21 protein-coding genes and 1 tRNA gene are annotated in these 20,030 nt (G+C 67.0%); 5 read left to right on the top strand and 17 right to left on the bottom strand.

Features of this window, described 5'->3' with window-relative positions; genetic code table 11:
- Window positions 1-194: 194 nt before the first annotated feature.
- On the bottom strand, window positions 195-683 hold the full coding sequence (locus AB0O67_RS24200) for a YajQ family cyclic di-GMP-binding protein (RefSeq protein WP_365453569.1): 489 nt from the start codon (window positions 681-683) through the stop codon (window positions 195-197).
- 223 nt (window positions 684-906) lie between these two features.
- On the opposite strand from AB0O67_RS24200, the gene AB0O67_RS24195 reads away from it, so the two are divergent.
- Window positions 907-988: transfer RNA gene (locus AB0O67_RS24195), tRNA-Tyr, on the top strand.
- A 174-nt stretch (window positions 989-1,162) separates the two neighbouring features.
- Here AB0O67_RS24195 and AB0O67_RS24190 read toward each other — a convergent pair.
- The 13 genes from AB0O67_RS24190 to AB0O67_RS24130 form a co-directional block, all read right to left on the bottom strand.
- A complete protein-coding gene (locus AB0O67_RS24190) occupies window positions 1,163-2,542 on the bottom strand; it encodes a site-specific integrase (RefSeq protein ID WP_365453566.1) in 1,380 nt (459 codons plus the stop codon).
- A 59-nt stretch (window positions 2,543-2,601) separates the two neighbouring features.
- A complete protein-coding gene (locus AB0O67_RS24185) occupies window positions 2,602-2,790 on the bottom strand; it encodes a helix-turn-helix domain-containing protein (protein WP_365453563.1) in 189 nt (62 codons plus the stop codon).
- Window positions 2,791-2,935: 145 nt separating this feature from the next.
- Entirely contained in the window at window positions 2,936-4,183 is a 1,248-nt protein-coding gene (locus AB0O67_RS24180) for a DUF3631 domain-containing protein (RefSeq protein WP_365453560.1), read from the bottom strand.
- Entirely contained in the window at window positions 4,180-4,611 is a 432-nt protein-coding gene (locus AB0O67_RS24175; protein ID WP_365453557.1) for a hypothetical protein, read from the bottom strand. The genes AB0O67_RS24180 and AB0O67_RS24175 overlap by 4 nt, the downstream gene beginning before the upstream one ends.
- Window positions 4,608-5,498, bottom strand: coding sequence for a bifunctional DNA primase/polymerase (locus AB0O67_RS24170; RefSeq protein ID WP_365453554.1), 891 nt, complete (start codon window positions 5,496-5,498; stop codon window positions 4,608-4,610). The genes AB0O67_RS24175 and AB0O67_RS24170 overlap by 4 nt, the downstream gene beginning before the upstream one ends.
- Entirely contained in the window at window positions 5,495-6,565 is a 1,071-nt protein-coding gene (locus tag AB0O67_RS24165) for a DNA cytosine methyltransferase (protein ID WP_365453551.1), read from the bottom strand. The genes AB0O67_RS24170 and AB0O67_RS24165 overlap by 4 nt, the downstream gene beginning before the upstream one ends.
- 89 nt (window positions 6,566-6,654) lie before the next feature.
- The gene (locus tag AB0O67_RS24160) at window positions 6,655-6,963 is read right to left on the bottom strand and encodes a hypothetical protein (RefSeq protein ID WP_365453548.1); all 309 of its coding nucleotides are present in this window, start codon (window positions 6,961-6,963) and stop codon (window positions 6,655-6,657) included.
- Between the two features lie 233 nt (window positions 6,964-7,196).
- Window positions 7,197-9,296 carry a hypothetical protein gene (locus AB0O67_RS24155; RefSeq protein ID WP_365453545.1) on the bottom strand — a complete coding sequence of 700 codons (2,100 nt, stop codon included), beginning with the start codon at window positions 9,294-9,296 and terminating at the stop codon, window positions 7,197-7,199.
- Window position 9,297: 1 nt separating this feature from the next.
- Window positions 9,298-10,851, bottom strand: a complete 1,554-nt coding sequence (locus tag AB0O67_RS24150) for a hypothetical protein (protein WP_365453542.1) — start codon at window positions 10,849-10,851, stop codon at window positions 9,298-9,300.
- A 76-nt stretch (window positions 10,852-10,927) separates the two neighbouring features.
- Window positions 10,928-11,269 carry an RRQRL motif-containing zinc-binding protein gene (locus tag AB0O67_RS24145; protein WP_365453539.1) on the bottom strand — a complete coding sequence of 114 codons (342 nt, stop codon included), beginning with the start codon at window positions 11,267-11,269 and terminating at the stop codon, window positions 10,928-10,930.
- Complete coding sequence (locus tag AB0O67_RS24140) at window positions 11,269-12,303, bottom strand: DUF2637 domain-containing protein (RefSeq protein ID WP_365453536.1); 1,035 nt, start codon at window positions 12,301-12,303, stop codon at window positions 11,269-11,271. Before AB0O67_RS24140 ends, AB0O67_RS24145 begins: the two co-directional genes overlap by 1 nt.
- On the bottom strand, window positions 12,296-12,637 hold the full coding sequence (locus AB0O67_RS24135) for a hypothetical protein (RefSeq protein WP_365453533.1): 342 nt from the start codon (window positions 12,635-12,637) through the stop codon (window positions 12,296-12,298). The genes AB0O67_RS24140 and AB0O67_RS24135 overlap by 8 nt, the downstream gene beginning before the upstream one ends.
- Window positions 12,634-12,897, bottom strand: a complete 264-nt coding sequence (locus AB0O67_RS24130) for a DUF6284 family protein (RefSeq protein ID WP_365453530.1) — start codon at window positions 12,895-12,897, stop codon at window positions 12,634-12,636. Before AB0O67_RS24130 ends, AB0O67_RS24135 begins: the two co-directional genes overlap by 4 nt.
- A gap of 563 nt (window positions 12,898-13,460) precedes the next feature.
- On the opposite strand from AB0O67_RS24130, the gene AB0O67_RS24125 reads away from it, so the two are divergent.
- Window positions 13,461-14,255 (top strand): GntR family transcriptional regulator, encoded by a 795-nt coding sequence (locus AB0O67_RS24125; RefSeq protein WP_365453527.1) that lies wholly within the window; start codon window positions 13,461-13,463, stop codon window positions 14,253-14,255.
- A complete protein-coding gene (locus AB0O67_RS24120; protein WP_365453524.1) occupies window positions 14,252-14,917 on the top strand; it encodes a YdcF family protein in 666 nt (221 codons plus the stop codon). Before AB0O67_RS24125 ends, AB0O67_RS24120 begins: the two co-directional genes overlap by 4 nt.
- 392 nt (window positions 14,918-15,309) lie before the next feature.
- On the opposite strand, the gene AB0O67_RS24115 is transcribed toward AB0O67_RS24120, so the two are convergent.
- The gene (locus AB0O67_RS24115; RefSeq protein WP_365453521.1) at window positions 15,310-16,230 is read right to left on the bottom strand and encodes a hypothetical protein; all 921 of its coding nucleotides are present in this window, start codon (window positions 16,228-16,230) and stop codon (window positions 15,310-15,312) included.
- Window positions 16,231-16,656: 426 nt separating this feature from the next.
- On the opposite strand from AB0O67_RS24115, the gene AB0O67_RS24110 reads away from it, so the two are divergent.
- On the top strand, window positions 16,657-17,301 hold the full coding sequence (locus tag AB0O67_RS24110) for a hypothetical protein (RefSeq protein ID WP_365453518.1): 645 nt from the start codon (window positions 16,657-16,659) through the stop codon (window positions 17,299-17,301).
- Between the two features lie 251 nt (window positions 17,302-17,552).
- On the top strand, window positions 17,553-18,098 hold the full coding sequence (locus tag AB0O67_RS24105; RefSeq protein WP_365453515.1) for a hypothetical protein: 546 nt from the start codon (window positions 17,553-17,555) through the stop codon (window positions 18,096-18,098).
- Between the two features lie 252 nt (window positions 18,099-18,350).
- On the opposite strand, the gene AB0O67_RS24100 is transcribed toward AB0O67_RS24105, so the two are convergent.
- Together AB0O67_RS24100 and AB0O67_RS24095 are read right to left on the bottom strand one after the other, a co-directional pair.
- Complete coding sequence (locus tag AB0O67_RS24100; protein ID WP_365453512.1) at window positions 18,351-19,322, bottom strand: LPO_1073/Vpar_1526 family protein; 972 nt, start codon at window positions 19,320-19,322, stop codon at window positions 18,351-18,353.
- A gap of 86 nt (window positions 19,323-19,408) precedes the next feature.
- Window positions 19,409-19,693, bottom strand: coding sequence for a hypothetical protein (locus tag AB0O67_RS24095; RefSeq protein WP_365453509.1), 285 nt, complete (start codon window positions 19,691-19,693; stop codon window positions 19,409-19,411).
- Window positions 19,694-20,030: the final 337 nt, after the last annotated feature.

Below are 20,030 nucleotides of genomic sequence, written 5' to 3'. Positions count from 1 at the left end.
GCCGGGCACATGCGGACGAGGGCGAGAAAGCTACGTGCCGACAGCCGACAGCCGACAGCCGACAGCCGACAGCCGACAGCCGACAGCCGGCGCGCGTGGCGCGAGGAGCCGGTCTGTGCGGGCCGAGAAGGGCGGGCCACCGGATCATCGGCGCCTCGCCCTCCTCGGCTCCTCGGTCGCACGCGGCGCGGTGATTACCGGTAGTTCACGAACTGCAGCGCGAAGTCGAAGTCCTTGCCCTTGAGAAGGGCGATCACGGCCTGCAGGTCGTCCCGGCTCTTGGACGTGACGCGCAGTTCGTCGCCCTGGACCTGGGCCTTGATGCCCTTCGGTCCCTCGTCACGGATGATCTTCGCAACCTTCTTCGCGTTGTCCTGGGAGATACCCTCCTCGATGGACGCGAAGATCTTGTATTCCTTGCCCGAGAGCTGGGGCTCACCCGCGTCCAGGGCCTTCAGCGAGATGCCGCGCTTGACCAGCTTGGACTGGAAGACGTCGAGGACGGCGTTCACCCGGTCCTCTGAGTTCGCCTCCATGAGGATCTTGTCGCCGGACCACGAGATCGAGGCGCCCACGCCCTTGAAGTCGTAGCGCTGCGAGATCTCCTTGGCGGCCTGGTTGAGGGCGTTGTCGACCTCCTGCCGCTCGACCTTCGAGACGATGTCGAAACTGGAGTCGGCCATGTGGTGTGGCTCCTTGTATCAGGGGGCGAATCGGTGCGTAGCGGCGTACGCGGGCGACGACCCGGCCCGGCTCGGACCCGGGGCCGCATCCGGACAAGACTAGCCACCCCCCGTCCCCCGAGCGGCGATCAATCGGGTGGCGAAGCACCCCTGCCTATCGGGTATTGTTTACGTCGTTGCCAGCGAGCACCGCCGAAAGGCGGTTTGATCGGCAGCGACCCCCGGCGGTGTGCCCGAGCGGCCAAAGGGAGCAGACTGTAAATCTGCCGGTTCTACCTTCCCAGGTTCGAATCCTGGCGCCGCCACTCTGGGGAAAACCCCCTCCGACCAGCCTTGATGGCAGGTCGGAGGGGGTTTCTCGTTAGAGATCCCCGTTCGATTCCTCGTGGACGGGACGCGGACGTGTCTCACCTCATACCGCGTGTTTCCCGCTATCGATCAGTGTGCGTCCCCCAGGTGTCCCCCGGGGCAGAGCGTGATCACTCTGGTTCGTTCCACTCGCGGAGAGCTGCGTCGATCCGGCTGTTGGCCCGCTCGCGGGTTTGGTCGAGGACCTTGGCGTACACCTTGTGCAACACCGCGATGCTGTGGCCGGCGCGGCGGGCGCACTCCATCGCATCCACCCCGGAACTCAGCCAGAACGACACTCCGGCGTGCCGCAGGTCGTAGGGGCGCCGGGCTAGCAGTGAGGCTGTCTCTGCCTCGCTCAGCACGTCCCGGCGGGCCTTTGCCCAGACCTCCCCGTAGCCGGTCTCCTGTAGAAGGCCGTTTCGGTTCGTCCGGAAGAGTCGGCCGTCAGGTGCCGTGCCGTGGGTTCCGAGGTGCTGCCGCAGCATGCGGACGAAGTGCGGCGGGATGGGCACCGGCCGGGAGTCTTTCTTCGCGCGGGCCTTGAGGTGGCGTGTCTCATGCGCCGTTCCGTCGTTCGTCCAGCTCCGTCCCGCCCGGACGACGCCTTGTCGCAGGGTGAGCATGCCCCAACCTGAGTCCGGGAGGTGGCACTGGCTCACACGCAGGTTGCTCGCTTCGGCAGGTCGCATGGCGGCGTAGTACAGGCATCCGAAGAACGCCTCCAGATGCTGCCCCCGGAGTCCCTGTTCACGGACCCCAGCCAGTAGCGCTCGCACTTGGCGGGGGTTGGCGACGCTCTCGGGGTCGACCTCTTCCACGGACTTCGGGGCTGCCCACTTCACAGCGGTGATTGGGTTGACCGGCATGGTGAAGTACTGCTTTTCCACGGCGAGGCCGAGAACGTCACTGAGACACGCGCGCTTGCGTTTCGCGGTGCGTGGCGAGGCCTCTTTCCCATCCAGCCGCAGGGACAGCGCTTCCAGGGCAACGCGAATGTTCGCCGGGTCCTCCAGCGCAGAGACGGGCATGGAGTGCTTGGAGATCCAGGCGAGGGCTCGGGCGACATCGTCCGGCGGGGTCTCGTTCCAGCGGTTTCGGTTGTACGCCCAGCCGTACAGCGCGCGCCTCATGAGTGCGGCATCGGGCATCCCTGCCTTGGACTTCACTAGGGCGGGAGTAATGGTTGCCAGCGCATCGGCGTAGTTCTTCCGAGACTTCGCAGGGGCCAGCGACCATTTGCGTTCGACGTACACACGGCTGTGCTCGTACCACGTCACGGAGCCTTGCTTGGCCCGCAGCTCGGAAACGGGCAGGCCCGTGTCCTCGTCGAACTGGTCGCCGCGTCGCACCGCGGACATCAGTTCCGAGCGGCGCCCTTCGGCCTGGACCTTGAGCGTGTAGCTCTTGGAATGCTTGCGCTCCCCGACCAGCCAGCGCAGGCGGTACGGCTTCGGGCGATCCTTGCGAACCTCAATGGAGTAGAGGCGAACGTCGTAGGTCAGTGCCATATGAACTCCAGAGGGGCCCGCCGGAAGCGGGCCCCTCGTCTCGTCTGTGCGGTAGGTGATCAGGCGGCAGCGTCTTCCATGGACGACCACCAGGCGTCGAGGTCCGTGCGGCGGCAGCGGAGCTGACCGTTGGGGAGTTTGATGAGCTTGGGCGCCTTGCCCTTCGCGCGCATGCGGTAGAAGGCGGCACGGCTCATGTCGATCTCGGCGAGGACTTCGGGGAGTTTGAGCATCTGGGGGCGAGCCATCGTTGCTTCTCCTCGGTTTCTGCCTTCTGGGGGATCCGCAACATCCGCCACGCCGCAACATTGCAGGTCAGCGGCTTGAATCTGTGGCGGATAGCGTTTCTGTTGCGGATAGCTGCCGCCGCGCGGCAGCGCAGGGTGTGGTTGGTCAGCCGGCGATGCGGAGTTGCCGTGTGTCGGTTTCCGCGAACATGTGGCGGCTGCCGGAAGGGTCTTCCGCCACAACTTCACCCTCGTTGACCTGCGATGTTGCGGCTGTGGCGGATGTTGCGGACTTCTGGGGGTCCGGGGGGCAGTAGCGGGCCCAGGCGTCGCTGAGGTCTTCGGCGTAGTAGCCCTTGGGGGTCGTTGCACCGACGCGGATGCCGCGGGGCTTGATGGGGCTGTTGTCGGGGCGTACGTACTGGCTGAGGAGCTTGGACAGGGCGCGCGCGGTGAGGGGCTTGATGCCTTGGCCGTCCTCGCTCATGTCGGCCCATGGCGCGTCATCGAGGTTGAGGAGGACTTCCAGGATGGCGGCGGTGGGCATCCGGTCCACGCCGCAGAACACCTTGTCGCGCAGGTCGGTCAGCAGGCGTACCCCGAGGGAAGCCTGGTCGCCCTCGGAAGCGGCCTTGATGAGCGCGATGCAGGCTGCGCGGGCGCGCTCGGGCCAGTGTCCGCCGGCCGCGTCCGCAACGGCGAGCAGGGGTTCCCACACGTCGGCCGGCCGGTCGGTGACGCCCTCGGGCATCTCCGGCCACGCTTCGGCGATCTGGTCGTGCAGGGGTGCCGTCCAGTCGGCGAGCCGGTCCCGTAGGGCGTGGCCCTGCTTTTCGTGGATGCGCCGCCGGTAGGGCTCGCACTTCTCGTTGGGTGCCTTCTTGCGCATGCGGATGATGACGGACCTGGTCAGGATCGTGTCGGGCAGCGAGCCGAGTCCGGCCATAGCGACCGCGCAGAACGACGGAAGGAACGCCGCTTTCTGATCTGAGCCCTCTCCGATGCAGCGCAGGGACTTCGCGCCGCGCCGGTAGCCGGAGTTAAGGAACCCGCGGACCTCTTCGTTCCCGCCGGCCTTGGGCCCGAATACGGTGTCGATCTCGTCGAAGAGGAGAGTCGGGGTGCCCTCGTCTGCGGAGACGAGCCGGAACAGGGCGTTCGCTGAAGCGTTGACGGTGGTCGCCGCGCGCGGGGTGAGGGTTTCGATGATTTCCAGTGCACGGGACTTGCCCGATCCCGGTTCGGGACTGAGGAACGCGATGCGGGCGGTGCCGTCGAGCGCGTCCATCAGGTGGGCGTGCGCGTCCCACAGCGCTACAGCGACGTAGGCGTGTTCGGTGGGGAAGACGTTGAAGCGGCGGTGGAAGGCTTCGACCTCATCCAGCAGCGCGGCCCCGTCGATGATCTCGGTCATGCGGCGGCCCTCCTTTCGGGCAGGGGCACGGGAGCTCCCGTGCAGGCGGACTTGTGGGCGGCGTACTCGGCCGCGAGCGCGGCCACTTTCGGCGCTCCGGTGGCGGTGCCGGTCTGCCCGCACGGGCAGGCGTAGGCGGCGTTCGGGGTGTCGCCGGGCCGCTTCGACCAGCGGGCGCCGTCCCAGTGATCCCGGTAGAGCGGTGGGGCGTAGATGCGGATACCGGGCTGGTCCGGTGTGGGGTCGAGCGTGCTGTGGCGGGCCTGGTCGCTGCGGAACTTCTCAGAGCGAACAGCAGAAGGGACGCCCTGACGGGCGACGACCCTCGGCACGCCCACGGCCCGGATGGGCGCGGCCTGACCGGCGTCCTGCGAACCCCTGGGGGCCGCCTGTTGGCCTTCCAAGGGGGGACGGGGTGGGGTGCTCATGCCGCACCCCGGGGACGCGCTTTGCGGAGGGAGCTGTCCAGGGCGCTGCGGATCGTGGCGCGGCACTCGGCAGCGGTGAGTCCGCGCGCTTCCCCCGCCGCTTGGAAGGCCTGCTCCACCACGTGCCGGGCGATGTCGCCCCACGCGACGAAGCGCCCCACCTTGAAGGCGCACCGGTTCAGCGTGATGTTGCCCGCCCCCTGCGGCGCGGCCATTACCACCCGGCATTCCCGTTCCAGAGCAGCGGTCGCGGCACGGCTACCGCTGAGCGTCGGCCACACGAACGGCCCGACAGGTTCGGGTGCCGGCGACTCCAGCAGACGGAGCAGCCATTCGGGCAGCGACGTAGGGGACGTGTCGTGGGTGACGGTGTAGGGGCCGGTTGGTGTGGTGCTCCCTGCGGCGACGACGTAGCCACCCCAGGCACGGGTATCGACCAGCGGTGCGAGGCTGCCCGCCGTGTTGGCCAGCCGGGCACCCGCCGGTGCGGTGAAGAACAGGTGCTCACCGCCGCTCGCGGTCCGCGTCCGGTAGGTGGTGGGCACCGGCTGTCCGGTGCGCTCGCAGAGCGCCTCGAAGGTTGCCGCGCCGCAAGGCGCGTCCCCATTGCTGTTGTCCTTGGGCATGTCCAGATCGACCACCACAAGCCCGGACGGGCCGGTGGCGATACCGACGTTGAACGGCCCGCGGGACCAGGTAGCGCGGATGCGGTCCGGGTCGGTCGTGGCGCGCTCCTCCCACTTGCGGTGGCCTGCCTCGCAGGCTCCGACGCGGGTACATGCCTGCTCGCCGTGCAGCGCGGGCCGCTTGGTGCCGGGCCGCAGGGGGAAGACGTGCCAGCCTCGCTCGGTTGCGTCCAGGGCGGCGCGCAACAGGTGCTCGCTCACGCGGCCACCCCCCACGCCGGCCTGGCCGTGGTGGCACCGAGCATCAGGCCGTAGGCGTGGCAGGCCTGGCGGGAGACGACGCCGTTGCCGAGGATGCGGAGTTGTTCCTTTCGAGGGATGCCAGGCACCGCGGTCACCCACCCGTCGGGCAGGCCCATGAGCCATTCCGTGAAGACCGGCGCCAGGCGGCGGTTGCCGCGGGTGCCGGGCTCGGTCGGGCAGGGCGCCGGACGCCCGGTGATCTGTTCCCAACGTCGGATGGCGGGCCCGTAGTCGATGCCGTCGGTGGAGACCCACGAACCGCTGTAGGGCAGGCGGTTGACGACGAACTCGTTGAGCGGGCGTGCGTTGCGATCCATCAGGTTCGAGGCGCCGGACTTCCAGTCGCGTGCGGCGGGTGTGGGGACCAGGCTCAGGACTCCGTTGGTGCCGGCAGCCGTGTCACTGCGGTGCGTAGGTTCATTCCGCCCTTGCGTTTCGGGCTGGTGCCGGGGCCGCCAGTGCCGTCCGAGCTGGTGGGGGTCGGCATCAGCGGGATGGGCGACTGCGAACCAGCGGTCGCGTTCGTGCGGGGCCCCGGTTTCGGGGTCACCAGCTCGTACGCATGTCCACCGGACGTCATACCCGATCGCGGCCAGGTCCGCGGCGACGACGTCCAGCCCCCGCGAGCGGAGCGCCGCCACGTTTTCCAGGAAGACGAGGCGCGGTCGAAGGACGCCCACAGCCTGAGCGACGTTTTTCCAGACCCGCGACCACTGGCCATTGATCCCGTCCCTTCGTCCAGCGTTGGAGGTGTTGCGGCAGGGGAAACCGGCACTGACGACCGTGGGCCGGCACAGGTCGCGGACTTGGTGCCAGTCCGCGGTGGTGATGTCCCCGAGGTTGGGGATTCCGGGGTGTCGTGCGGCGAAGACGTTCGCGGCGTAGGCGTTGTTCTCGGCGTAGGCCGCGACCCGGCCGCCGATGCGGGCACGGATCGCGGCTTCCAAGCCGCCGTAGCCGGCGCACAACGCCACGATCACGGGTGGTGAGGCGAGGGCTCGCCCGATGTCGGTGGGTTGGGTCATGCTGGAGGTCTCCAGTTCCTTGGTCGGTTCTGGCTGGGCAAGGGCGGCCCTGTGTTCTTGGCGGAATCGGGGGGCCGCCCTTGGCGTAGCTAGGTGTGCTTGCCGCGGGCGAGGCGCAGGGTGATGCCACCGATGCCGATGGGTCCGGCGGCACCCGCGATGACAGTGGCGGTGTGGGCGGCCACGTCCAGGAGCCAGGCGAGCGCGGCGACGACACCCCAGGTGCCGAGGGCGGCGGCCCCGGCGATCGCGAACGGGATGAAGAGCCGCTGCCAGGGGAAGGCGGGCTGCGGGTCGTTGACGACGATCACGATCGGTTGTCCGGTGGCTTGGGCGCGCTGCCAGTCGTCGGTGGGGATGTGGGGGGCTATCTGGCCGGGCGGGGTGTGGTGGCGCATTCCGGTCTCCCTCGGGGTGTGCCGCGGGCCCGCGCCGACAGGTGGCGCGGGCCCGTGCGATGGGTGGGTTGCTTGTCGCGTGGCTTGTCGTCTCTCTTGTCGTGCGGCTTGTCGCCTTGCTTGTCTTGTCGCTTGTCTTGTCGCTTGTCGCCTCCCAGGTCACAAGCCGTCTCCGGGCCCCACGGACCCGGTAGGCGACATGTGTTCGCGCGGGGGCGACAAGCGACAAGCGGTCAGCTCTCGGGGGTGTGGGAGCGGTGGACGTAGCGGGCTTTGGTGCCCTCGCCGACGCGCACGGCGGTGCCGTCCTGCATCCACGTTTTCAGCCACCCCACGACCGTCTGCCGGGTCGTCCCGAACGCGTCCGCGAGCGCGCGGGCGATCGCAGAGGCTCCGGTGCCTTCCGGTCCGGCGGCGATCAGTGCGGCGAGCGCGGCCTGTTGCGCGGGGCTGTCCTGGTCGTCCCGCAGGGCCGACAGGTTCAGTCCGGCCGGCTGCTCCGGCACGTCGGTCTCGCTCGCGGTGTGGGGTTCGGGTGCGGTGCCGAACTGTGCGTCGATCTCCTCACGGAAGCGGCGCGCCAGTACGTCCTCCGGGGACTCGCGCTGCTCGCTCAGGGCCGACAGGCGCAGCGCCCCCGGAGCAGAGGGCGAGTTGTCCCTGGCGTCCTCGGATACGACGTGGTCGCGCATCCATGCGGTGCGGTCGGCATCCCAGCGTCGGGCGTAGGCGGGGCCGGCAGCCTTTGCGGACACGGCATCGAGGGTGGGGTGTCGGTCGGAGGTGGCGGCGGTGATCTCCCGGATCTGGTTCGGGAGGATCCGCCACGCCTTGAACAGTGCGGCTGGTGACTCCGGTGTGCCCATGAACCCGGCGCCCTTGTGCGGGGCCTGGTCCACACGGAGTCCGCGGCTGCCGGGGAACATCTTCGAGAGGTCCATGCCCTCGGTCTCGCCCCCGGTGAGGGCGACGCGCACCTTGGCCTCGCGCCGGATCATCAGGTTGCTCAGCACGCTGCCGGTGGCTCCGAGGGCGGTGATGACGGTGCGCACGCCCATGGCGCGGGCGATCCGGATCACTTCCAGGATCTTGTCTCCGAGCTTGCGGATCTGGCGGTCGGTGCTGGCCAGGATCTCCGCGCCCTCGTCGATGACGAGCATGATCTGAGGAATCTTCCCGCTGACCGGCAGCAGATCCGTGTTGGCCTTGGCCAGCAGGTCCTGGTAGCCCATCTTGCGGTGCTTGGCCACGCGCACGGCCGCATCCAGCATGGTCATGGCTTCGTCGTACGTCCCGGCGAGCCAGTCAATACCGGGCCGCACGGGCTTGCCGTCCTCGCGCGTGATCTCACCGTTGAGGGCGGGGAGGACCCAGGGCAGGCCGGCAGATCCGGCGTTCAGGTCGATCACCCACGTCAGGATGTCCTCAGCGCGGGCGAATCCGGCGAGGATCGCGTGCACCATGTTCGTCTTGCCCGAACCCGTCGGACCCACGATCAGCGCGCACTGCTCCCGCAGATACGCCCGGATCTCTTCCGCGTTCGTCCGGTACCCCCACGGGATGCCGGTGTGCACCGACAGCGGCCCGTAGTCGACGGGGTAGGTGCGCTCCTCTTCCAGCACGTTGACCGTGGTCACGTCGATGATGACGCGTCCCTGGTGGATGCCGGGTCCGGCGGTGGCGGTGCAGCCGTGCGGCAGGCGCGCATCCGCGGACAGCCGCGCCGACTCGGCAGCAATCTTGTTCCACGTTGCCCCGCCCGGCGGGAGTTCGGCGTCGAGGGAGTAGCCGGCGCCGGTCTCCCACATCTCGACCCCGACCACGCGCACGGTGATCGAGCAGACCCGCTGAATGCGGTCGACCCATTCCGCGGCGACCGCACGCCGTTCCGCGGACAGCTCCGCAGCGACGGCGCGCTGCTCAGCGGCGTTGGCCTCGTCCTCGCGGGCCTCTTCGTAGAGGGCTGCGGAGCGGGCGGCGGCGCCGATCCCGACGCTGATGGTGGCCAGCGAGCCGAGGGCGGCCCAGGTCAGGGGGCCGGTGGTCATGGCCCAGGTGGTCCATCCGGCGCCGACCAGCCACGACGCGGCGCGGGTGGCGAGGGTGCGCCCGGCGTTGCGCACGCGCAGGCCGGCGATGGTGTGTCCGAGGGCGCCGGCGGCGCCGACCGCGAGGGCCCATCCGGGCGGCATGTGGGTGGCGGCGCCGGTGGTGGCGAGGGCGAAGGCTCCGGTGGTGGCGGACAGGGCGCCGGTCACGGGTCCGTGACCGGCAGCCCAGTCCAGCACCGGACCACTCGCGGCGTTCTTGGTGGCGGTGGCGGTGCTGCTCATGTCAGACGTTCCAGCCCTTCTCAGCCTCGGTGCCGTTGCGGGGGTCCTCGTGCCGGGCGATGTCCTGCTCGTGGGCCTGGCGGAACAGCGGCCCCATGTCCTCCGCGACCGCGACCGCGCTCATCAGGGCGCCGAAGATGTCGTTGAAGCCGTCCGCGACCTCCTTCTCCAGCGGAAACTCGGAGTCGGAACGCTCGGCGAGGATCTTCATCACGTTCGCCACCGCGGTGAGCGCAGCAGGCAGGCCCTCGACCATGGCGAGGATCTCCATGGCGTTCTCGGGCTCGTACTGGTTGGCGGCCTGCTCCATCTCGGCAGCAGCCTCTTCGAACCTGAATCCGGACACGTACTCTCCTTCACTCACAAGGGTGTTCGTGCTGGTGGGAACCGTGGCCGCGGGCCGGGCAACGCCGTCCGCGATACCGTCCGTGCCGTCCTGGCTGGCTGCCGCGTCCGCGGCGGCCTCCTGCTCGCGCTGCTCCTGACGCGCGCTCTCATCCCGCGCCGCTCGCTGCTCGCCCGCGGCCTGGACCATCCGCCGGTACAGGCGCCTGCCGGGGTGCATCAGGGCGGGGACGTTGAACTTCCGGCCGATCCACGTGGACAGGCAGCCGAGCAGGCCGACCGGCAGCGCGAGCAGCGCGGCGAACAGGCGGCGCCCGTGGAAGCGGGCCGCGGACCGGCGCAACGCCTGCCGCGCTGCCTCACGAGCCGGGGCCTTGCGGACCTGCGCACGCTGCGCCGCCACCGCGCCGCGAGCCTTGGCGTCCCGCTTGCTGCGCTGCTTGGCGACCGCCGCATCCCGCGCTGTCCGTGCCTTGCGTACGGCGCCGCCCATCAGGCGACCGCCCAGGCCAGGGCGCTTGCCTGACCGGTGGTTGCCAGCGGCGGCCTTGGCGTTGCGGCGAGCATCGGCCACCGCACGCCGGGCGCTCGTGGTCTGCGCCCGCTGCCCACCACGCGAGCCAGCCGCAGCCCTCTGCGCGGCCCGCAAAGCCTTGACCTGCCCCAATCGGCCCGCCACGCCCTTACCCGCACCCGCGGCATGCTTGGCAGGGCTGTGGCTGACCTTGCCGCCAGCCTTTCCGCTGGTCGCCGTGCTGCCGGCAGCAGTGCGGCGGTGCTGGCCGGGCACCTTGCCCGACCGGCCACCGGCCGCCCCCGATCGGCTGCCGGCCCTACCGCGTGTGCCTGCTCCGGGACTGAGCGAGCCCGCGGAGCGTGCGGCTGCAAGGCCGGCGGCGCGGGCCGCAGCCCGGCGAGTCTCGCGCCGCGGGTTGGGCTTGCGGGAACGGTTCGCTGCGACCGTGCCGAGCACGACCATGCCGGTAGCGGCGACCGCCGCGGCGATCGGGCCGCCAGCCAGCGATGCGGCGGCGACCGCGCCGATCGTGCTGTTCGCCCCGGACAGGGCGAGCGGGACGATCGGCCAGCCGCCGGGCGTGTGCTCGACCTCCCCCGCTTCCTTGGCCACGGCGGGCGTGTTGTCGGGAGGCGGAGGCGGGGTGACCGGAGCCGTGGGAACGGCTACCGGCTCAGTGCTGAGTTCCGTCATGCTGTGAGCACTCCTTCAAGGGAGTAGGGCCCGGCCGAAGCTGTGGTAGGTGGTTGGCCGGGCCTGTCAACAGGGCTTATGCGGCGCGCTGTTCGTCGTCGGGGTAGGCGCAGGGCACGCACATGCCGAGCGAGGGCGGGATGACGTAGCCGGCATCCCGCTCGCACTCAGGGCATGTGCGGCGCGCGGTGTTCGCCTTTGCCAGGGCCGCCCATTTCCCGGGCGTCATGGTCCGGACGGGCTTGGCCTTGTCGATCTCGTACAGGTAGGCGATCAGCGGGCCGCGCCGGTAGCGGGGCCGTTCGATCTGTGCGGCGACGTCTTGCCCGCCGGGCCGTAAGCCCCGGGCCCGCAGTTGCCGGACCGTGGCCAGACCGTCGGGGGCCAGCCGCCAGGGGTAGACCGGTATTGCGGCCATCAGGCGAGAGCCTCAGCCGGCTCGCCCTCCTGCGCGCTCTCGCGCAGACGGGTAGCGACCCATCCGATGGACCAGCCGGTCTCGTCAGCGAGCTGCCGCACCGACTTCTCGCCCTCCCGGAACGACCGGAGATAGGCGCGGGCTTCGTCCTCAGGCATCTTCGTGAACACAGTCGGCTGACTGTTCACGGCGGTGTTCACGGGCCCGTTCACGGTGTTCACGGTCCGCCGCTCAACTGCCTCGCGTGCGGCCTGGGTGGCTGCCTCGCGGGCCTGCTGCTCGCGCCCTGAACGCTCCGCCTGTTCACGCTGTTCACGCCGCAACGCGTCCTCGCGCTGCTGCTGCTCGCGCCGCACGCGCTCTTCGTATTCGCGCTGCTCACGGCGGGTTTCGGCCTCGCGGTCGAGGCGCTCACGCTCCATGCGGGCGGTGTGCTCGCGCTCCGCAGCCCGCTCGGAAGCCTCCCGCTCGGCACGCTCGCGTTCCAGCTTCTCGGCATGGTCGCGGGCCTGCTGTTCACGGTGTTCACGCTCAGCCCGCTCGCGTTCACGGTCGGCCCGCTGCTGCTGTTCACGCTGCTCGGCTACGGCGGCCCGTGAACGCTCGATGCGCTCCACTGCCTTGTTGATCGCGCGGCGGTAGGCGAGGCCTGCTTCGGCCGTGGTGATCAACAGGAGCGGTGCGACCGAGTGGACCGCAACCCCGACCACGTCACCCTTCAATGCGCTGTCCCCGACGTTGAGGAACAGCGTCATCAGTCCGGTCATCCAGCGCAGCACAGCCGGCCACGCACCCGAACTTCCCCCCAGGCGTGCCACGGTCGCATCGAGGCGGACCACGATGACCACCGCGGTATCCACCACGAGCGGAAGGATCGGTGCCGTCCAGTCCCATCCATCGGGCGTGACCCGCTCGACCAGCGGCGTCACGGTCAAGACGGAGAACAACACCGCGCCGGCGGTAATCGCCCACGTCCCGGCAGAGAGCGTCTTCTCCGCCGAACGGATCTGATCCGGGGAGAGGGAATCAAGCATCCCCGCCCCCGTCCCCGGCACCCGCACGCACGGTGTCCAGAGCGGGCCCGTAGGCGATCAGACGGACCTCAGCACCCGCGTACGGGGCGGACGCGGTCAGCGTCCACGTGTTGCCGGCCTGCTCGCGGAACTCCACCTCATCCGGACGGATGTCCAGGGCCGCACGCCAGGCATCGAAAGCGCCCAGCCCTTCATGCAGCGAGAGCTCCAGGCGCTCGGGGTAGACCGTGGACACCCCCACGGCCGGTGCGGGCAAGTCGCCGTACTCGGCAGCCAGCGTGCGCAGCGCCCGCATCGGGACCGACAGGCCGGCCAGCGTCAGCAGCCCGCTCACGCCCCGACCTCCCAGGTGGGGGCGGACTGACGGGTCAGCTCCACTCGCGCGGCCAGCGCCCGGCGCCGGGCCCGACGCAGCCGGCGCGTGTCCAGCTCGGACGGCACCCGGTCCAGGGTGGTGATGTAGCAGTCGATCAACTCGATGTCCGCGAGGATGACCGGCATCTCGATCTCGATCGCGTCCAACTCCGCATCCGTCGGCTCCATGAAGTCGGCGAACGCGGTAACAGCGTCCTGAACAGTCACGATGTGGTTCATGGGTCGTGGTCTCCCTCAAAGCAGGCAACGGCCCGAACAGAGCCCCCGGAGTTGCACCTCCGGGGGCTCACGCCGTTGAAGTCGGTAGATCCGGCTCCCCTCAGCGCTGCTCGTACGAGACGAGCAGCGGAGGCAACCGGCCGCCGCACAGATGCGGCCAAGGTCGGAATGCGCGGACCTGAGCCGCGCCGGACACCTTTTGCGGGAGGTGACGGCCCGTACTGCGCGACATGGATCTGAGCCTCGTCCCGCTCCTCCGAGGAATCGCATCTCGGTCTCTTCGCGCGGCGTGCGTGCCCTTGGGCAGATCCGTTCTTTTGAGTCGGCACGTGTCCCTGACGGGAGATGACCGACTGGTCTCCGCTCACCTCGGCCGGCATGGTCACGGCCGTCGTGTCTGTGACGGATCACGCTGTGGAGTTGTTGCAGCAGCCCAAAGTGGGCTCTTACGATCCGCTGTCCTAGGACTGCGGATCGCTCAAGAAGACAATGGCGCACAGTCCTGGGACTGTCAACAGTCCTGGGACTGTGCTTCACTGGTCAATGTCGAGAGGAGGTTCTGCATGGCGCCCAAATGGCGGGAGCTAGCGGACCGGATCGCAGAGAAGATCCGGAACGGCGAATACGCGCCCGGCGAGCAATTGCCGCAGATCAGAGACCTTGTGGAAGCGGGTGAAGGGTCCAAGTCCACGGTCCACGCGGCATACAAGGCTTTGGAAGCCGAGGGGCTGGTGACCTCCTCGCGAGGCCATGGCACCGTCGTCCGGCAGCAGGCACCGCTCAAGCGCCTCGGTATCGCACGCTACGACAAGGCCAAATGGCGGGACGGAGACGAGGTCGCGTTCATCGCGGACCGTGTGGCGTCCGGCCGGGCGTACCGCAGGAACGAGCAGACCCAGAGCGTCCGCCGCGTGAAAGCGCCGACGCTTGTGGCTGAGGCTCACGGATTGCCGGAAGGCGCTGAGGTGTACGCGCGTGCGCGCCTGGTCAAGGAAGGTGTCCAGCCGACACACACGCTGACCAGCTACTACCGTCCCGAGCATGTGGAGGGGACGCGCATCGTCGACCCGACCCCGGGTCCCGCCGGCCGTGGCGGCGGCTTCCGTGTCCTGTACGACGCCGGATACGAGATCGACCACATGAAGGAGGAACTGTTTGCCAGAGTGCCCACGACCGACGAAACCCAGCTCCTTCAGCTCTCTCCCGGTGAATGGGTAGTGGAACTTCACCGCACCACGTACACAGCCGACGGGACTGTGGTGGAGTTCGCCATTGGGGTCCACGCGGCTACGCGCTTCGCGTGGGCGTACGACTTCAAGGTGCCGGACTCGGCGAACACGGAGGGCGAGAGCAAGTGATCTCCACTCAGGCGTGGGCGGACGCTCAGCGGCTCTGGGACTTCCAGCAGATGGGACACGAGCCGCGCCCCTGCTCCGTCGCGATAGGACTCGGCAGCCACGACCTGGGAGTGGCTGACACCACCGCAGACCTGTACCACCGAGGCATGGCGCCGCTCATCGTCTTCACGGGAGCGACCAGCCGTACGACGCGCGAGCGGATGCCGCGCGGCGAGGCTGAGCACTACCGGGACCGCGCCGTGGAGCTGGGCGTGCCAGCGGACGCCATCTTTGTCGAGCCGAAGGCCCAGAACACGGGCGAGAACATTCGCCTTTCGCGCACTCTGCTTGAGGAGCGGCGCGTTCCCGTCTCATCCATCCTGCTAGTCAGCAAGCCGTACGAGGAACGGCGCGCGTACGCCACGGCGCGCAAGCTGTGGCCGGACGTGGAGTGGGTCAGCGCATCCACACCCATGACACTCCCCGAGTACGTCGACTCGGTCCAGGACGCACGCCTTGTGATCGACATGCTGGTCGGTGCTCAGCAGCGGCTCATGGTTTACCCCCGCCAAGGGTTCATGATCGAGCAGGACATCCCTGGCGAAGTGGCGGCGGCATACGATCGCCTGCGGGGTGACGGATTTACGAGCCGACTCGTGCCAGAAGAATCAAGGCATGGCTGACGGCCCTGCGGCCATCCTCTAGCTAACCTGCACCAGCGAAAGATCCCTGTCAGATCCCAGCGCGGTACAACTTTCTCTACTTCATCAAGTGCCCGCGCACGGCGCGGGCGCGCGCCGCCTTGCCGGGCGGGGCCGCCGCCCTGTCTTCGCCAGCGGCGGCCCCGCCCGGCGGCGCGCTGGCGGCAGCGGGCATGAAGGGGGAAGAAACCCTCTGTGGCTGGGGCGGTCGGCTCCACGGCTTTAGGCAGCCACTTTGGGGCGAGCCTCTAAGGTCTTGGGCCCAATTCGTGCTTTACCGGGCAGGTCCACAGACTGCCCGACTCGCCATCAGCTTACGGGGCCAAGATCACTCGCCTCAAAGCAGCTCCAGCCCAAAGCCGCCCCACCGACCCTTAGGTGCCTTGCCGCAGGTCGGGTGAAATAGCGCCTGAAATAAACCAATTGACCAGAGTCAATGCCAGAACGACCGCACTTTCCGCTTCTTCTTGTGAAACGTGAAGCGGCGCCTTGATGTCTGGGTCCACGTGTCGTGAATACTCGTTGGTCCAAAGGATCTGGATCATGCCCAGGAGGACACTCTTGGGGTCGGTTGCGGAATCCACCTTGAAGGAGAAGTTCCACTTTTCCGGCTTGCTCCGGAAGGCCGAGATCATTTTACCGAGAGTGGGGATGGTGTCGTTGGGGGAGATGACCGGAGCTGCGGCAGCTTCGACTGCTCGGACGGCGCAGCGATAGGCTGCGGAGGGATCGCGATTCATGGAGAACGCGTGCTTCCAGGCGTCAGCCAGCAGCCTTCCCGCTCGTGGGTCGAGTGCTCCCGTCGCCTCTGCAGCAAGTTGCACTGTCGCGTCGATACGCTCTACCAGGCCGGGCTTTCCGCAGACTAGGCCGACCCGCCAAGCCGACGTCCCCTCTTCTAGGATTTTTTCCAGACTTGTGCATGCCTTGTCGTCTGGATCAAGCTCCGAAAGGGCGAGATCGACGGCACCAAGGAAAGCATCCTGATTTTGGTAGATGGCTGCCCTGAATTTCGAGAGCCCTCCGACTCTGTCAGGGTGGGAATCTCCATCGCCAGTCCATCCGGACGAAACCTTGAGGACTCTCTCTGCCCGCCTGATCTTTTCTTCGCTCGGAGTTCGGTACCAACGACCGTTGTTTCCGAGAGCATTTTTATGCATTCGCTCAGAAAGCCAATTCCAGAGCGACTCACGCAGCCATGGGGGTACGCCGTCACTAAGGCGGGTGAACTCCTGCAAGCTGGCTTCTGAGCGGCGTGCGGTGAAAGGAACCCATTCATCCTTCGTGTCGCTCATTTTCCCTCCCGTTGTTCCGATCCTCTGAATGTGATCTAAGCCGTGTGATCGCGAGACTGGCAAACCTCAGATCAAGCGCCGCGCCGGAGTGACGCGAGCCTACGAAGCATGCGTGACTGTAGGGCTCGCTCGTAGCTTGTGTCGCGCGGTATAGCGGTATCTGCCGAGCCTGGGCCGTGCGAGGCTGCTCGAGTAGAGACAGCCAGTGACAGGTCAGCTACCGGCACGTTCGGCGAACGTCCAGGTCACAGGCCCCGCCCATATGGGTTTCCCCCAGGGGTGGCGGTACGACAAGATGGGGTGTTTCTTTCCGCCGGGTCGGGGGCCGATGCGGCATGCCATAGGGCGCTGGGCAATCAACGCAGTTTCGGACGGGCATGACGGCGGCCCGTGGTATACCAACCACTACTACGGCTGAGAGCAGCGGTGGATCCTCAAATCCAGGGCGCTTTGGTAGGTGCCGGCGCGACGGCGCTGGGCGGCGCGGTCGCATGGGTAGGGGCCAGGGCACAAGCACGGGCAGCGCTGGAAGCCGTCCGGATGCAGGTGCGCGGGCAACGGTTCGATGCTCGTTGGCAGATGAGGCGCGACGCATACGCTGCGTTCTTCGGAGCTGTTGAAGAGGTTCGGACTGCAGTCGCTCACGCGCGCGGCGTCCAGGCCGTGTACTTGCAGCACCCTGGGCAAACCGTCGGCGATACCCCTGCTGAGGCCCGTATTGCAGTTGCCGAGGCGATGAAGAGGCTGTGGTTCCAGCAGTCCCTGCTGCGCCTCTCTGTGTCGTCTCTTGAGAGGATGAGCGCGGACAGCCTTGTCGAACAGATAAGCGGCCTGGTGAGGTACTTGGATGACTGGTGGGGTGCTTCACTCAGGGATGAACCGTTAACGGACCAGTTGGACGAGGCGCTTCGGCGTCGGTCTGGCGAGCTGATCGCGGTGATTGATCACGTGATGCAGTCAGCGAGAGGCTGGTTGGACGCCGCCCCGGACGTCGACCCTCCCGGGCGATCGCTGTGGCGCCGGTTCCTGGAGTGGTACCAGGAGCGAAGACTGCGCGGCACCCTTGATTGATGCCCGGCGCACCGCTTGTGGTGTATGGCTGCGAGCGAGCGTCTGTCGAATGCATGTCGAAGTAGCCGAACGTCCGCACTCCACGCCCGGAAAAGGCCAGGTCAGGCCTGCACTTCCTATGGTCCGCTCAAGCGCCTTCTGAGCGCTTGGCCGCGGGTTGCGTTGCCGGGGCGCCCAGCCTGTGCGCGGGGACTGCTGTCGATGCGCATGGTGACTCCTTGCCGGCCGAGATGACCGGCACAATGCCCGCCATGGACACTGGAGGAATAGCACTGGCGGGTGCGTGTGCAGGAGTGCTGGGTGCAGCGGTCGGGGCTGCCGGGGCGATCTTCTCGGCCATCATCAGCGGCCGGAACCAGAGTCGGGCGCAACATTCGCATTGGCGTCGGCAGGTGCGAAGGGATGCCTACAAGGATCTGCTGCGTGTGGCCAATGCTGTGCGCAGGGAGCTAGCCCCGAGAAGTAGCGCCCTAAGGCAAGACGCGCGCTTGCCCGGTACCCTCGACACCAGTCAGCTGATGGCCGAGCTATGGGATGTCAGTATCACCGTTCAGCTTGAGGGCCCCGCGAGGGCCGCCGTGGTAGCCCGCGAGCTCGCGTACGCCCTTGGCGACTGGAACGGGGCCGTGCTGATGCAGCATTACGCTGGGGAATTTCAGCAGCATCACCCTGAACTAGAAGCCCTTCCCTCAGACCTTATGGCTTTGAAAGAGGAAGTCGAGCAACTGCTCACGAACTTCACGCTAGTAGCTCGTGATGCTCTCGACGAGGGAGACGAGGTGCGGCCCGGGCGGTGACCCTGGCATTGAGGGGCGGTCTGACATCCACAGCTGACGTCAACGACGCCGGATGGGGGCGTACACCAGCACCTCTGCCCGGCCGTCGCTCCAGCGGGCGGCAGCAGTCGGGCCTGGCTCGAATTGAGCATACTGGCGTCGCCACACGGGCCTTCCGTCGACACTTCCTATTTTGCTTTAGTGCGTATCGTGTGGCGAAGCGTGGTGACACTGCGGCATGCTCCCTCCAAGCATGTTGGAGGGGTACGGCTCCTAGAGAAACGATCCCAGCGGTGGGAGCTCTTCTCCGGTTACGTTTCGGAGGTGCGCATGTCCGATGGCAGTTCCTGTTGCTGTATTTACATAGTGCTCTAGACCCAGAAATGACCACCGAGAAAATGTGTTCGTCAGTCGGGGTCTGGTGGAAGTCAACAGCGATGAAATTTCCATGTCTCCCATGACGTTGTGCTGCAATGCCTCTTTAGCCGCGCCCCGTAGGTGCTCCAGTTCATAAGATTCGAGAAGTACTTCAAGGTCCATGTTCGTCACTATTGGAACGCGATAGTATCCGGAGTTCTCTGGGTGTGGTTCCGCCAGTGGTGTGTCCATGAGGAGACGCGATTCGGGCCACTCGTCTGCTTTAAATCCTCTCGTGCAAATCCCGGGGTAATTCATCCGTAGATAGCGCCCAATGCTGATTGCACCTGTGGCTGAAATTAGGCAACCGCGCCCAACGAGGTAATCGAGGTCTTGCGGTCCGATGGTGTATAGAGCGTCCTGGATCGGATACAGGGCCTCATCCATCCCTTGTGCTAGTTCCTCAAAGCTAGTGACGGGCAACCGTACGCCTTTGAGGAAGAGGTTGCATGAGAGTAGGGAAAAGTGGGCAGATCGAAGGTCCTTTGCAACGCTGACTGCTGAGCTCAAGGCGAGTTGCGTTAGGTCTCTCGCATCTCTTTTCATACGTCCAATTAGAAGTTCGACAAGCAGATTGGCGAGATCCTCGTCCCCTGTACTCGCGTAACCTGATTGAGCTTCAAGGATGGTGGCTTGTACCCCAGGCTCCTGTATCTGGTGCAATGCTTCAGGGCAGGTTGTCATCATCTCGTCGAGGAAGTTCTCCGTAAACTCCTCGGCACGGGAGTAGGCAATGGAATGGGCTTCGCGTGTTAGTTTGGTGGCATTCTCGCGGAATACTTCCATTGCAGTATCTCTGGCGACTGATTTTACGTCAGCATAACTCATTCCCATCACGAATAGATCGCGGCCTGCCTGCATGTTAGACCCGCGACTTCCGGCCTGCTGTTTCTGTGTCAGCCACCGCCTCACGGCTACTTTCCGATCTGGTTGTTGTCTCCTAGGGTGACATCGCGACCGCCCTGGATATTTACCGAATTTGCTCCACTCTGCTGTGACTGTGCTGCGTTAGCTGTACCCGAGGGGTTGGAAAGAATTTGATGGATCCCGATGGCTACGCCAAGTACGCCAGCGATTGCGCTGATGATGCCGCTCAGTGCATTGGTTTTCTCTAGGCCTAGGTAGGCGCCAGCAGCAATTAGTAGAACCCCAACCGCAATCGTGCTTCCCCAAAGTGCCCTGCGCTGCATGCTCGTCATAAGGACATTCTGAGCTAGGTATGTGACTGGTGTCAGCCAATCGCTGAAGTAGTTAGTGGTATCTGGGCCAGCAGGAAGCCGCGAGCTTCAGGTGAGGACAGGGCCAGGCTGAACGCTGCTTGCACGAGACGCGGACAGGATGGCTCGGGCCCTGCGAGCGGCCCGAGCATCACGGATCAGCAGGCCAGTCAGCATGTGAGGAGGTGATTCGGTGAGGTCTGTAGATCTCCCAGCACCGCATCAGGGGCTCTGCTTGGGCCGTCCCTGGGCCGTCCGAAGGCGGCTGATGATAGCCACGGGTGACCAACAACGACCGAGTGGGCGCGGCCGATGGCCG

The sequence above is a fragment of the Streptomyces sp. NPDC086077 genome (assembly GCF_040686175.1).
GTDB lineage: Bacteria > Actinomycetota > Actinomycetes > Streptomycetales > Streptomycetaceae > Streptomyces.
This window is presented reverse-complemented; position numbering and strand designations above follow the sequence as displayed.